Source organism: Deltaproteobacteria bacterium GWC2_65_14, assembly GCA_001797615.1.
Taxonomy (GTDB): domain Bacteria; phylum Desulfobacterota; class Deferrimicrobia; order Deferrimicrobiales; family Deferrimicrobiaceae; genus GWC2-65-14.
In genome coordinates this window covers 42,004-54,640 of sequence record MGPV01000058.1, presented here as the reverse complement: position 1 = coordinate 54,640, position 12,637 = coordinate 42,004, and the positions used below count along the sequence as shown (strand labels likewise).

The window sequence follows — 12,637 nt, the reverse complement described above, 5'->3', positions numbered from 1 at the left end:
GGATGGAGCTGCTGGTCCAGGTCACCAAGGAGGAGTCCTCCGTGAAGGGGGCGGCGCTGACCTCCTACATCAGCATCGCCGGGCGGTTCCTCGTGATGATGCTGGGGATGAAGCGGTACGGGATCTCGAAGAAGATCACGGGGGAGAAGGAGCGGGAGCGGATCCGGAAAAACATGGAGAAGCTCACCTACCCCGAGAACCTCGGCTTCATCGTCCGCACGGTGGGGGCGGGGGAGCTGCTGAAGAACCTCCGCGCCGACCTTACGAACCTGCTCAAGCTCTGGGAGCGGACCGTGGAGGAGGGGAAGACCCGGAAAGCGCCCGCTCTGCTCTACGAGGAGCAGGACATCGTGATCCGGACCCTTCGCGACCAGTACTCCTCGGACGTCTCGGAGGTCCAGATGGACTCCCCGGACTCCCAGCGCAAGGCCATCGGCTTTTTCGACGTCTATTACCCGATGCAGAAATCCCGGCTGAAGCTCTACCGCCAGAAGCGGCCCCTCTTCTCGAAGTTCAACCTGGAGGAGCAGGTGGAGAGGGCGTGCGCCCGCAAGGTCCCCCTCCCGTCCGGCGGACACATCGTGATCGACCGGACCGAGGCGATCTGGTCGATCGACGTGAACTCGGGGCGCTCCTCCAAGGACCGCGACATCGAGGACACGGCCTACCGGACGAACCGGGAGGCGGCGGCCGAGGTGACGCGGCAGCTCCGGCTCCGGGACATGGGGGGGCTGATCGTCGTCGATTTCATCGACATGGAGGACCGCCGGCACATCAAGGACGTGGAAAAGGCGGTCAAGGACGGAATGAAACGGGACAAGGCCCGCAACGACGTCTCCGCCATGGGGAAATTCGGGCTGGTCGCCATCACCCGCCAGCGAATGGGGATCTCCCTCTACGACACCCTCATGACCGGGTGCGACAGCTGCGGCGGCACCGGGCTCCTCCCCACGGCCGACGCCTTGCTGGTCCGGCTGATGCGGAAGGTCCACGACGAGCTCTCCCGCGATCCCTCGAAGGAGCTGCTCGTCCGGGTCGCCCCGCCGCTCCTCGAGTCGCTCCTGAACCGGAAGCGTGAGGAGATCACCCGGCTGGAGAGGCTGTGCGGGGGACAGGTCCGGTTCCAGGCGGACCCCGCCCTCCCTTCGGGCTCGTTCGCCGTGGGAGAGGGGACGTGAAGGCGGACCTCTCCTTCCTGGAGCGCTCCGTCCAGGACCGGCTGAGCCGCCTCTGCCGCCGGTTCATCCGGGTCGCCTTCGTCTACCTCGTCCTGGGTCTGCTGCTGGGGGTGGGGATGCTCGCCTTCGGCAACGACAACTTCCAGTTCGTGCACGTCCACATGCTCCTGGTGGGGTTCGTCCTCTTTCTCATTTACGGGATCGGCTACAAGCTCCTCCCGACGATGTTCTTCGGCCTCCCGAGGGTGGAACGGATCGGGTGGGCGGAGGGGCAGTTCTGGCTTGCCAACGTCGGGCTCCTCGGGATGCTGGTCGGCGCCATGATGCCGGTGGGGCTGGGGCTCGACCGGATCACCATCCTGTTCGGCATCGTCGAGGCTGCGGCGGGGATCCTCTTCGTCTGGCTGATGGGGAAGACCCTTCGGGGGGATGCCGGGAAATAACGACGCTGGGGAACGATGGGCCAACTGGCATTCCTCGACTCCTACCCGGGCGCCTACATCGTCCAGTCGTTCCTCCACTCCGCCGTCGCGGCGGCCGTCGTGGAGATCGCCTTCCGGGTCTGGGAGTTCCGGAATCCCGCCCTCCGGCAGCGCTTCCTCCTGATCGCCGTGGCCTTCCCGGTCTTCTCCTTTCCCCTGTTCCAGGTGATCAACCCCGAGCGGTTGTCCCTCACCTTCCGCATGGGCGCCCTGCTGGACTCCGGCCGGTGGCTGTACCTCGACCCCTGGGGGATCGCCCCCCTGGTCGTCATCGGGCTGCTCCTGATCTTTCTCGTCACCACCCTGGTGTTCCTCTTCCAGGAGTTCCTCCCGGTCGTGCGACACACCTTCGAGAAGAGGCCTTCGGGGAAGACGGCGGGGAGAAGCGGCGCCGACGATCCGGACGTGCAGCGGGTGGTCGGCACGCTTCCCGGGAACCGGCCGGAGCTGTTCGTCCTGGAGGAGGAGGAGATCGTTCTGTTCTCCACCACGGGGAAGTCGGGCGCGGTGTACGTCTCGGAGGGGCTCCTCCGGGCCCTTCCCCCGGAGGAGGTGCAGGCCGCGGTCGCCCATGAGTACGCCCATGTCCTGAGGGGCAGGCGCCCGGTCCTCCTGGTGCTGTTCCTCCTGCGCGCGGTGATGTTCTTCAATCCCGTGACCCTCCTGCAGTTCCGCAGGATCGTCCAGGAGGACGAGAAGATCTGCGACGACTTTGCCGCGGAGCTTACCGGCCGGCCGGCCGCGCTGGCGGAGGCGCTGAGAAGGCTCTACCTCGCGGGCGGGGAGAAGAGGCCCGGGACGGGAAAGACCCTCATGGAGGAAATGGAAGCGCTGGAGTCCTACAGCCACCGGCTTCACATCGAGAGCCGGGTGGAGCGGCTGGAGAAGGAGGTTCCGTCCGCGGCAGACGGGGGCGGGCTCGCGACCGTCCTGACCGTCGCGGCGATCCTCCTGACAACCTACTTCGTGGTCTGAGGCGGAGGGTGTTCATGAAGAGCGGGGCGTATCGGTTCTTCTTGTTCGCGGGGGCGGTCGCGGTCCTCGTGGCTCTGCTCAAGCTGCTGAACTGGCTTCCGCTGGCCGCGCAGAAGGATCTCCTGCGGGAGTACCGGGACCTGGAGGATGCGCGGACCGCCTCGGGAATCCACCAGGCGCTCGCCCCCTCCTACTTCCCCCAGAACCTCTCGTGGCCTCCCTCCACGATCTTCGCCCAGGGGACCCCGTTTCCGGCGCTGGTCATGGAGTTCGAGAGGATCGGCGGCAAGGAGACGGTCCTGATCATCTCGCAGGCGGAATCGGAGACCTTCTTCCCCCGGGAGCGGATCCCCTTCCGGCAGGTGAAGGAGCGCGTTCCCTATTCGCTGAAAGGGAGGGAGGCCCTCCTCGAGGTCGGGGTGGGGCCGCAAGACGAGCCCTGCGCCGGGATCGAATGGAGGGAGGGGAGAACCCGGATCGTGGTGCGGGCGAAAACCTCCCCCTTCGAGCTGATCAAGATCGCCGAAAGCATGCTCCGGTAGCCCTTCGCCCCCTCTCCGGGGCGATTTTCCGCATCACGGGTCGTTTTCCCCCCCAGTGTAGGGATCAATTTCCGGAAAACTAGGGAGTTCACCCGATTGTCGCGCCCAGCCCGCTTTCCTAAAGTGAAGGTACGACGGCGGAGTGGAAACCGATCGGCCGCGACGCGCGGGGAAGGGAGGCGAAGACGATGGCGAGGCGAACCGGAGGAGACAGGGTCGTCCAGGGATTCTACTGGAACCCGATGGGCGGCCTGGTGAGCGTGCACGACGAGGGGGTTCTCCCGGGGGACGATCGGTCCGTGTACTACAGGGTCCCCTTCCCCCTCCTGGTTCCCCTGGGGGTGATGCTCGGGGCGCTCTACGTGGCGGCGCTGCCGCTGGCGGCCCTGGGGACGGCGGCGGTAGTCCTGTCGAAGAGGCTGTTCGGGGACCTCCTCGCCCGGGCGAGGGAAGCCGTGTCGTTCGGATGGAGGCCCACGGAAGCCTACCTCGCGGGAAAGGAGCCGCGGAAGGAAAAGCCCGGGGACGGCGAGGGGGAGGCCGGGGACAGCGACGGGCGGGATAGGAAACATTTCCCGCAAAACTAGGAAGTTCATCCGATTGTTCCATTGGCGCCCGCTTTCTATAGTGGGGGCACTGCGGAACGACCAACCCCGGGATGCCCGACGGCGGAAAGGGGGTTCACGGAAATGAAACGGTACAACGGGGGAGACCCGGTCGGAAAAGGGACCTACTGGAATCAACGGATCGGCAGCCTGGTCCAGGTGAAGGACGAGGCGGTCCTGCCGGGGGGGCGCGACGCGACCTTCTACAGGATTCCCTTCGCCCTCCTGTTTTTCATGGTCCTCTTCCTCGGGGGCTTCTACGTGATCCTGCTTCCCCTGCTCATGATCGGCATGGGGTTCTACATGATGGGGCGCAGGATTTTCGGAGGCGTCCTCTTCCAGGCGAGGAAAAACGTGATGTTCGGCTGGAGGCCGATGGAGGCCTACCTGGCGGGGAAGAGCAAAAAGAAGGAAAACGGGGAGTCCACAGAGACATAAAGGAGGGAGCCCATGCATACCTACTTCGAGTTCCTGACCCACATCAAGGGGGTGGAGTACATCCTCTCCGTGCTGGCGATCACCGGGTTCATCCTCTACCTGGAGATCCTGAAGCCGGCTCCGTTCCAAACGGTCGTCCGGGAGACCCGCGACGACCTCGAGTACCTGAGAAAGACCGGGTCGCGGGAAGTCTTCCGCATGATTCTGCGGATCTGCGCCGCGCCGTTCCTGGGGCTGGCCTATGTGGTGATGCTGCCGTTCGTCTTCGCCTACGCCCTGGGGATGGAGCTCTTGGGGATCGCCGCGGACGGCCTGGAGAGGATGCTGGGTCTGGCCGGGAAGACCGTCTTCTTCGGCTGGAGGCCCATGGAGGCCTATTTCGGAGGCCGGAAGAGGAGAAAGGAAACAACGGAGGAGAAGCGGGAGACGGAAGAGAACACGGAGGACGGGAAGCCGTGAAGGGGGAGCGAACGATGAACCCGGGAACGATCCTGGCGATCGTCCTCTGCGCGGCGATCAGCGTCCTCTCGATCCCGGCGGCCGGGGCGGGCGGATCCGCCCCGGCTCCCTCCCCGCGCGGGAAGATGCCGGGGTCCGTGGTCCTGGGCTCCCTGGCTTCGGAGTACGGGCCGGTGGCCTTCGACCACGCCGCCCACCTGAAGGAGGCCGGCGGCTGCGCGGAATGCCACCACCAGCACGGGACCGGTGAGACGCTGGAATGCAGGAAATGCCACTCGGTCGACCCGGCCGCCTTCCGCGCGGCGGTCCGCGTGGAGAGATTCCGCCCCTGCAGGGAGTGCCACTCCTCCTCCTTGTCGCGGACCGAGCTGTCCCGGCCGGCCCTGAAGGCCGCTTACCACCGGGCCTGCTTCCGGTGCCACCGGGAGGTGGGAAGCGTCGGGGAGGACCCGAAGGGATGCACGGAGATGTGCCACGAGCGGAGGAAATTCGCGGGTACGGAGCCCCGGTGAGGGGCGGACCACGGCGGACCACGGCGGACCACGATACCAGCACAGGGAGGCGTTTCATGTCAGAATCCTCGATTCGGTCACCCGGACAGGGGGAAGGCGGAAATGGGGAAGGCGGGAAACGGGAACCGGCCGGCCGGGAGCGCGCGGGGATCAGCCGCAGATCCTGCCTGAAGGCGCTCGGAGCGGCGGGCTGCACGGTCCTCTCCGTCGGCGCAGGGAAAGCGCATGCCGCCAGGAATTTTTCCGGCTGGCCCGACCGCTTCGGAATGCTGGTGGATCTCACGGAGTGCGTCGGCTGCCGCGGCTGCGAGGCGGCCTGCAACCGGGCGAACGGGCTTCCCGCGCCGGAGGTCCCCTTCGACGAGAAATCGGTCTTCGAGGAGAAGCGCAGACCCACCGCCTCGGCGTTCACCGTCGTGAACCGGTATTCCCCCAAGGACGGGCCCCGGGGGCCCGTCTACCGGAAGGTCCAGTGCAACCACTGCAACGAACCCGGCTGCGCTTCCGCCTGCCCCGTGCGGGCCTACACGAAAACCCCCGAGGGGGCGGTCCTCTACGACAAGGAACTCTGCTTCGGGTGCCGCTACTGCATGGTGGCCTGTCCGTTCTACGCCCCGGCCTACGATTACGGAAGCGCCCTCGATCCCCGCATCGAGAAGTGCACGTTCTGCCACGAACGGGTCAAGGCGGGGGGGATTCCGGCCTGCGCGGAGGCCTGCCCCGTCGAGGCGGTCCGGTTCGGCCGGAGGAAAGACCTGATCACGCTCGCCCGGGAACGGATCCGGAAGCATCCGGGACGGTACGTCGACCGTGTCTTCGGGGAGCACGAGGTGGGGGGCACCGGCTGGCTCTACCTCTCCGGCGTTCCCTTCGAACAGGTCGATTTCCCGACCGACCTTCCGGACAAGCCTCTCGTCGAGCAGACGAAGGGGTTCCTCTCCGCGGTTCCCCTGGTTCTCGTGCTGTGGCCGGCCGTTCTCGGCCTCTGCTACAGCGCGAAGCGCTACAAGGAGGAAGAGAGATGAGCAACGACTCCATCGCGAAAACGGGGAGCTTCCAGACGCGGTTCATGGGCAAGCTGCTGATGGGGATGCCGCTTGCGGAGTATGTCCGGACCCTCGTCACGCCGTTGAACGTCCTCGCCGCGGCGATCCTAGCCTACGGGATTCCCATGATCGTGATCCGGTTCACCGGGGGGCTCTCGGCCGTCACCCATGCGTCGAACGAGTACCCCTGGAGCATCCTGCTCGGCTGGGGGCTCTTCTCCGGGGTCCCCCTCTCCGCGACCGGGTATGTCATGGCCACCGCCGTGTACATCTTCGGGTTCAAGAAGTACCACCCCCTCGTCCGGCTGGGCGTCCTGACCGGATTCATGGGGTACCTCTTCGCCGTGATCTACCTGCTGATTGACATCGGGCGGCCGTGGCGAATATATTACCCGATGGCGGTATCCTACGGTCCGACATCCGTGTTGTTTCTTGTCGCGTGGCACGTTGCCCTCTATCTGACGGTTCAGCTTCTGGAGTTCAGCCCGGCGATCCTGGAGTGGCTGCATTCGAGGCGGGTGCGACGATGGGCGATCCTGATCACCGTGGCCATGACCATCGCGGGCGTCATCCTCTCCACGCTGCACCAGTCCGCGCTCGGCGCCATGTTCCTCCTCGCCCCCGGGAAAGTCCACCCGCTCTGGTACTCCGCCCTCATGCCGGTGTTCTTCTTCGTCTCGAGCATCTACGCGGGGCTCGCCATGGTGATCGCGGTGAGCACGGTGCTGGCCCGCTACCTGCGCGACCGGGCCGACCGGCAGTACCTGGAGACGCTCGATCCGCTGACGGTGGGGCTGGGCAAGGGCGCCTGCGTCGTCCTCTTCGTCTACTTCGCCCTGAAGTGGATCGGCGTGGCCCACGACGACCACTGGGGGCTCCTGGCCACCCGCCCGGGGGCCTGGTTCCTGGCGGAGCTCCTCCTCTTCGTGCTCGCCCCGGCGATCGTGCTCACCCTCGGGGTGAAGCGGCAGAGCGCCCGCATCGTAAGGGCCGGGGCGTTCTGGGCGCTCGCCGGCGTGATCCTGAACCGCCTCAACGTGTCGCTCATCATGTTCAACTGGAATCTTCCCGGCCACTTCCACCAGATCGTTCCTCCGATGCGGGAGGCGGGGATCGTCCTCGCCGTCGCCACGATCCACATCATCCTGTTCCGCTGGATCGTGAACCGGATGCCGGTCCTGCGGGAGCATCCGGACTACCCGGACCACGGATGAGCGGGGGAGAGACGCCGGGATCGGATTCCCGGATCCTTCACGAAAAGGAGGAACGAAGGCCGAACCGAAGAATTCCGGAGTGATCGCCCGACGACGGTCGGAGAAAGGCCGGTATGGCGCGCGGGACACACACAGCCTGGATTCTGGCTCTTCTTGCACTGACCCTGGCGGGCCCGGCCGTCCATGCCCGGGAGGCGCTCCTTTCCGAGGAGTCGAGGGGCTGCCTCCAGTGCCACGGGAAGAAGGGGATCGTCAAGCGGTTCCTCGGGGGCGAGACGCTCGAGGCCTACGTCAACCCCGAGAAATTCCGGGCCTCGGCGCACAACATCCTCGCCTGCACGGAATGCCACTCCGGGTTTTCCCCGAAGGAGCATCCCTCCGGCCGGTACCGGAGCCGGGAGCAGTTCCGGTCGAGGCAGGGCGCCCTGTGCCGACGCTGCCACACGTCGGAGAAGATCCGCGCGAAATCGATCCACGACGCCCTGCTGACGAAGGAGAAGCCGGGGGAATTCCTCGTCTGCACCAACTGCCACGACGCCCATGCGGTGGTCCCCTCGGCCGGAGGGAAGATCTCCTCCGGGGAGACGGAATACTGCATGGGCTGCCACCGGTTCGAGGTCTGGATGACCTGCAGGAACGGGGAAAGGATCTCCCTCAAGGTCGATCTGCCCTCTCTGGAGGCCTCCGCGCACGGGAAGATCCGGTGCTCGGATTGCCACTACGGCTACTCCTCGGAGGAGCATCCGGTAAAGCGTTTCCCGAGCCGCAGGGACTACATGATCGCCTCGGCGGAGAGCTGCCGGAGGTGCCATTTCGACAACTACACCCGGTCGCTGGACAGCGTGCATTTCTCCATCCTGAGCCAGGGGAACCTCAAGGCCCCGGTCTGCACCGACTGCCACGGGTCGCACCAGATCGCCCACGTCTCCCAGGGGGCGCGGGGGAGGCTGGCCACCACCCATCGCTGCCAGCGGTGCCATCCCGGGATCTACGAGATCTACGCGAAGAGCATCCACGGGAGCGCCCTGATCAACGACCAGAACCAGGACGTCCCGATCTGCATCGACTGCCACACCGCGCACGATATCGAGAACCCCCTCACGATGGAATACCACGAGAAGGTCCCCCAGATGTGCGGGAACTGCCACGCGAACGCGGCGATCATGGAAAAATACGGGCTGTCGACCGACGTGGTGAAGACCTACCTCTCCGACTTCCACGGGGTCACCCTGGGGTTCTACCGGAAGCAGCGGGAGGAGCTGTACAAGCCGGCGAGGCTGATCGCGGTGTGCAACGACTGCCACGGGACCCACAACATCGCGAGCATGATCAGCTCGGACCCCGCGGTCGTGAAGCAGAACCTGGTCAAGCAGTGCCGGAAGTGCCACGAGGACGCGTCGGAGAACTTCCCGAACGCCTGGCTGTTCCACTACAAGCCGACCTTCGCCCGCTTCCCCGTCATCTTCCTGGTGGACGCCGCCTACAGGATCCTTCTCCCGATCATGTGGTTGGGGCTGGCCCTGCAGGTGCTCCTCCACATCTGGCGGTACGCGGTGAACCGGTAGCTCCGGCCACGGAGGAAGGGATCGAGCGATGAAAGGAAAGAAAGGCCGGAGGGAGGAACGGATCCGGAGGTTCAGCGCCTACCGCGTCGCCGAGCACTGGGGAATCATCCTGACCACGATGATCCTCTTCGCGACGGGGCTGTGCCAGCGGTTCTGGCACCTGGACCTCTCCCAAGGGTTCATCCTGAAGATGGGGGGGGTCGACAACGTCCGCCTGCTCCACCGGTACGCGGGGCTCGTCTTCTCCCTGGAGATTTTCCTCAACGTCACCGTCGGCGTGGCGGGGGTGGTGCTCGGGAAGTGGCAGCCCACGATGTTCATCACCCGGAAGGATTTCGAGGACGCGATCCACAACATCCGGTACTACTTCGGCTTCGAGGAGCGCCCCGCCCGCTGTGACCGGTACGACTACATGGAGAAGTTCGAGTACTGGACCATCCTGTTCGGGGGGTTCCTGATGATCGTCACCGGAGTGATCCTCTGGTTCCCGACGCTCGTGGCCCGGTTCCTTCCCGGAGAGGTCATTCCCACGGCGAAGGCGCTCCATTCGAACGAGGCGATGCTGATCTTCCTGATCAATGCGGTGTGGCACATCTACAACTGCATCTTCAGCCCCGAGGCATTCCCCCTCGACACCTGCATCTTCACGGGGACCCTGTCGCGGGAGAGGATGCTGCGGGAGCACCCCCTCGAGCTCGCACGGATCGAGGGGGTCTCTCCGGAGGCGCTGGAGGAGGGAGCCATTCCGGGAAGCGAGGAGTGGAAGCCGGAGAATCCTCCGGGGGGATGACCCCGGCCACACACGCCGATGCAGAAGCGGATCGTCTTTCTCATCATCCTGAACATGCTGATCATCCTGGTCAGCCTCGGGATCATCAGCCACCTGAGCGTCGAGGCCAGCATCCAGCGGTCTCTCGAGAACCGCCTCGCCCTGGCCGACATCATCGGCCAGTACATCGACCATGTCCTCGAGAGCAACCTGAAGCGGCTCTACGACGTCTCCCTGTCGGGGAAGGTCGATTTCGAGGACGGGGACTGGGAGCCCGAGAAAAAGGCCCTCAAGACCGCGTTCGAGTACTCGATCTTCACGGACCGGATCTTCCTCATGGACAGCCTGGGGAACGTGGTGGTCGCCTATCCCCACCGCGAGGACGAGCGGGTGAACCTGTTCGGCATCCCGTACGTGAGGAAGACCCTCTCCGAGCGGAAGCCGGTGATCTCGGACGTCTATACCCTGACCCCCACCCGGAAGCAGGTGATCTTCGCCCTCGTGCCGCTCAAGGACAAGAACGGCGAGGTGGTGGGGGTGGCGGGGGGGGAGATCGACCCGACGAACTACATGCTCGCGCAGGTCATCCGGAACATCCACGCGGAACCGGGGGCCTACATCGAGCTGATGGACAGCCGGGGGGTGATCATCGCGTCGAACGACCCGAGGAGGATCCTGACCTGCGTCGAGCAGAACCGGTTCCTGGGGGAGCTGATCCGGGACCGGAAGAAATCGGTGCTGAACTGCCACCGGTGCAAGGAGGGGTATGCGGAGACCCGGACGGGGCGGGACATGCTCGCCTTTTCCCCCCTCTCCGCGGCCCCGTGGGGGATCTCGGTGCGGGATCCCCGCGAGAAGGTCTTCTTCCCCTCGCGGACCCTCAAGAAGGGGTTCCTGATCTTAAGCTTTGTCGCCATCTTCACGGGGCTGCTGCTCGCGGTGGGCCTCTCCCGGGGGATCGTCCGGCCGATCCATTCGCTGATCGGCGCGACCCAAAGGATCGCCGAGGGGAACCTCCGGGACCCGGTGGAGATCCACACGGGGGACGAGATCGGGACCCTGGGCCGGAGCTTCGACGGGATGCGGGTGCGGCTGGCCGAGTCGCTGGAGAGCATCCAGAAGTACAGCGGGGAGCTCGAGCAGCGGGTCGCCGACCGGACCCGGGAACTCCAGCAGAGCCGGGAGAAGCTCGCCGTCCTCCTGCGGGAGGTCATCACGGCCGAGGAGGAGGAGCGGAAGCGGGTTGCGCGGGAACTCCACGACGACACGAGCCAGTCGCTGAACGCCACCCTGATCAGCCTCGACACGATCCTCGGGGAGATTCCGGAACACGATCCCGCGCGGAGACCGCTCAGACAGATCCGGGAGCAGTGCATGGCGATGCTGAAAGGGGTCCAGCGGCTGATCCAGGACCTTCGGCCCACGGTCCTGGATGACCTCGGTCTGGAATCGGCAGTACAATGGGTGCTGAAGCGGCATGTGGGGGAGCGCGGGATCCGCTATTTCATCGATGTCCAGGGGGACAGCGAGGAGCTTCGGTCCCGGCTCCGGGGGGGGCTGGACTACGGGAGAATCGAGCTGGTGCTGTTCCGGGTGCTCCAGGAGGCGATCATCAACATCAGCAAGCATTCGGAGGCGAAAAACGTCTTCGTGAACCTCTCCTTCGGCGATTCGGGGATCGAGATGGAGATCGAGGACGACGGGGTCGGGTTCGACCTGGAGGACGTGCGCGAGTCGGCGAGGAAGGGAACCTTCAAGGGGCTGGGAATTCTGGGGATGGAGGAGCGGATCGCCCTGCTGGACGGCAAGCTGACCGTCCGTTCGGAGCCGGGCAAGGGGACGACGGTTCAGGCGTCCGTTCCGATCCCGTCCTGATCCGGCACGCCCAGGGGACCGCCGGGAGGGAAGCGGAAATGGGAAAAATCACGATCCTGGTCGCCGACGACCATGCCCTGGTGCGGGAGGGGATCATCGCCCTGCTGAACCGGCACGAGGACATCGAGGTTCTGGCCGAGGCGGCGGACGGAAAGGAGGCGGTCGACAAGGCGGAAACGCTGCGCCCCGACATCATCCTGATGGACATCGCGATGCCGGGGCTGGGGGGGCTCGAGGCGACCCTCGAGATCAAGAAGGCGAACCCCGCGATCAAGATCCTCGTGCTGAGCCAGTACGACGACAAGGAATATGTCAGCCGGCTGCTGAAGGCGAAGGTCTCGGGCTACATCCTGAAGCACGCCGTCGGGACCGACCTGGTGTCGGCGATCCGCGCCGTGGCGAGGGGGGAGTTCTACCTCTACTCGTCCATCGCCTCCTCCCTGGTCGACGACTACCTGACCAAGGGGGAGGATGCGGTCGAGAACCCTTACGACAGGCTGACCGACCGGGAAAAGCAGGTCCTCAAGCTCATCGCGGAGGGGAACACCCACAAGGAGATCGCCTCCCTTCTCAACATCAGCGCCAAGACGGTCGTCGCCCACTACTCGAACGTCCAGGACAAGCTGGGGATCCGGACCCGGGCGGGGATGGTCAAGTTCGCCATCCAGCGGCAGATCATCAAGATCGATTCGTAGGAACCTAGGGGATAAGCAGGGCGTCCCGCTGGAACGCCCGGAAGCCGAGCTCCCCCTCCGCCGTCAGGTAGAGGTAGCGCCACTCGTCCCTCCAGGAGGGGAGCACCGCGAGCGCCTTGCCCTCCGGCTCCCGCGAGAACCGGAGCAGCCGCTCGGCGTGGAAATGGCCCAGGATGACGAAGTCGATCCCCTTCGCGAACATCCGGAGGGCGAATTCCCGGCACTCCGTCTCCGGAAAGGATCCCCGGAACCGCCGGTTCGTCCGCTTGAGCTTTCGCTCGA

Annotated in this window: 15 protein-coding genes; 14 read left to right on the top strand and 1 reads right to left on the bottom strand. The window is 65.5% G+C overall.

Annotation, left to right across the window (positions count from 1 at the left end):
- The first annotated feature begins 2 nt into the window (after positions 1-2).
- The 14 genes from A2X88_06065 (at position 3) to A2X88_06000 (ending at position 12,355) form a co-directional block, all read left to right on the top strand.
- Complete coding sequence (locus A2X88_06065) at positions 3-1,178, top strand: hypothetical protein (GenBank protein OGP33256.1); 1,176 nt, start codon at positions 3-5, stop codon at positions 1,176-1,178.
- Positions 1,175-1,621 (top strand): hypothetical protein, encoded by a 447-nt coding sequence (locus A2X88_06060; GenBank protein OGP33255.1) that lies wholly within the window; start codon positions 1,175-1,177, stop codon positions 1,619-1,621. Before A2X88_06065 ends, A2X88_06060 begins: the two co-directional genes overlap by 4 nt.
- A 15-nt stretch (positions 1,622-1,636) precedes the next feature.
- The gene (locus tag A2X88_06055; protein ID OGP33254.1) at positions 1,637-2,635 is read left to right on the top strand and encodes a hypothetical protein; all 999 of its coding nucleotides are present in this window, start codon (positions 1,637-1,639) and stop codon (positions 2,633-2,635) included.
- 14 nt (positions 2,636-2,649) lie between these two features.
- Complete coding sequence (locus A2X88_06050) at positions 2,650-3,177, top strand: hypothetical protein (protein ID OGP33253.1); 528 nt, start codon at positions 2,650-2,652, stop codon at positions 3,175-3,177.
- Between the two features lie 188 nt (positions 3,178-3,365).
- Complete coding sequence (locus A2X88_06045) at positions 3,366-3,764, top strand: hypothetical protein (protein ID OGP33252.1); 399 nt, start codon at positions 3,366-3,368, stop codon at positions 3,762-3,764.
- A 102-nt stretch (positions 3,765-3,866) separates the two neighbouring features.
- Positions 3,867-4,220, top strand: coding sequence for a hypothetical protein (locus A2X88_06040; protein OGP33251.1), 354 nt, complete (start codon positions 3,867-3,869; stop codon positions 4,218-4,220).
- A 12-nt stretch (positions 4,221-4,232) separates the two neighbouring features.
- Positions 4,233-4,679 (top strand): hypothetical protein, encoded by a 447-nt coding sequence (locus A2X88_06035; GenBank protein ID OGP33250.1) that lies wholly within the window; start codon positions 4,233-4,235, stop codon positions 4,677-4,679.
- Positions 4,676-5,191 (top strand): hypothetical protein, encoded by a 516-nt coding sequence (locus tag A2X88_06030; protein ID OGP33249.1) that lies wholly within the window; start codon positions 4,676-4,678, stop codon positions 5,189-5,191. The genes A2X88_06035 and A2X88_06030 overlap by 4 nt, the downstream gene beginning before the upstream one ends.
- Positions 5,192-5,340: 149 nt before the next feature.
- Complete coding sequence (locus A2X88_06025; protein ID OGP33262.1) at positions 5,341-6,216, top strand: hypothetical protein; 876 nt, start codon at positions 5,341-5,343, stop codon at positions 6,214-6,216.
- Between the two features lie 59 nt (positions 6,217-6,275).
- Complete coding sequence (locus tag A2X88_06020) at positions 6,276-7,451, top strand: hypothetical protein (GenBank protein OGP33261.1); 1,176 nt, start codon at positions 6,276-6,278, stop codon at positions 7,449-7,451.
- Positions 7,452-7,564: 113 nt separating this feature from the next.
- Positions 7,565-9,016 (top strand): hypothetical protein, encoded by a 1,452-nt coding sequence (locus A2X88_06015; GenBank protein OGP33248.1) that lies wholly within the window; start codon positions 7,565-7,567, stop codon positions 9,014-9,016.
- A 28-nt stretch (positions 9,017-9,044) separates the two neighbouring features.
- The gene (locus A2X88_06010; GenBank protein ID OGP33247.1) at positions 9,045-9,806 is read left to right on the top strand and encodes a hypothetical protein; all 762 of its coding nucleotides are present in this window, start codon (positions 9,045-9,047) and stop codon (positions 9,804-9,806) included.
- An 18-nt stretch (positions 9,807-9,824) separates the two neighbouring features.
- Positions 9,825-11,660: a hypothetical protein gene (locus A2X88_06005; protein ID OGP33246.1), complete on the top strand. Its 1,836-nt coding sequence runs from the start codon at positions 9,825-9,827 to the stop codon at positions 11,658-11,660.
- A gap of 38 nt (positions 11,661-11,698) precedes the next feature.
- A complete protein-coding gene (locus tag A2X88_06000; protein ID OGP33245.1) occupies positions 11,699-12,355 on the top strand; it encodes a DNA-binding response regulator in 657 nt (218 codons plus the stop codon).
- Between the two features lie 4 nt (positions 12,356-12,359).
- On the opposite strand, the gene A2X88_05995 is transcribed toward A2X88_06000, so the two are convergent.
- Entirely contained in the window at positions 12,360-12,557 is a 198-nt protein-coding gene (locus A2X88_05995) for a hypothetical protein (protein ID OGP33244.1), read from the bottom strand.
- Between the last annotated feature and the right edge of the window lie 80 nt (positions 12,558-12,637).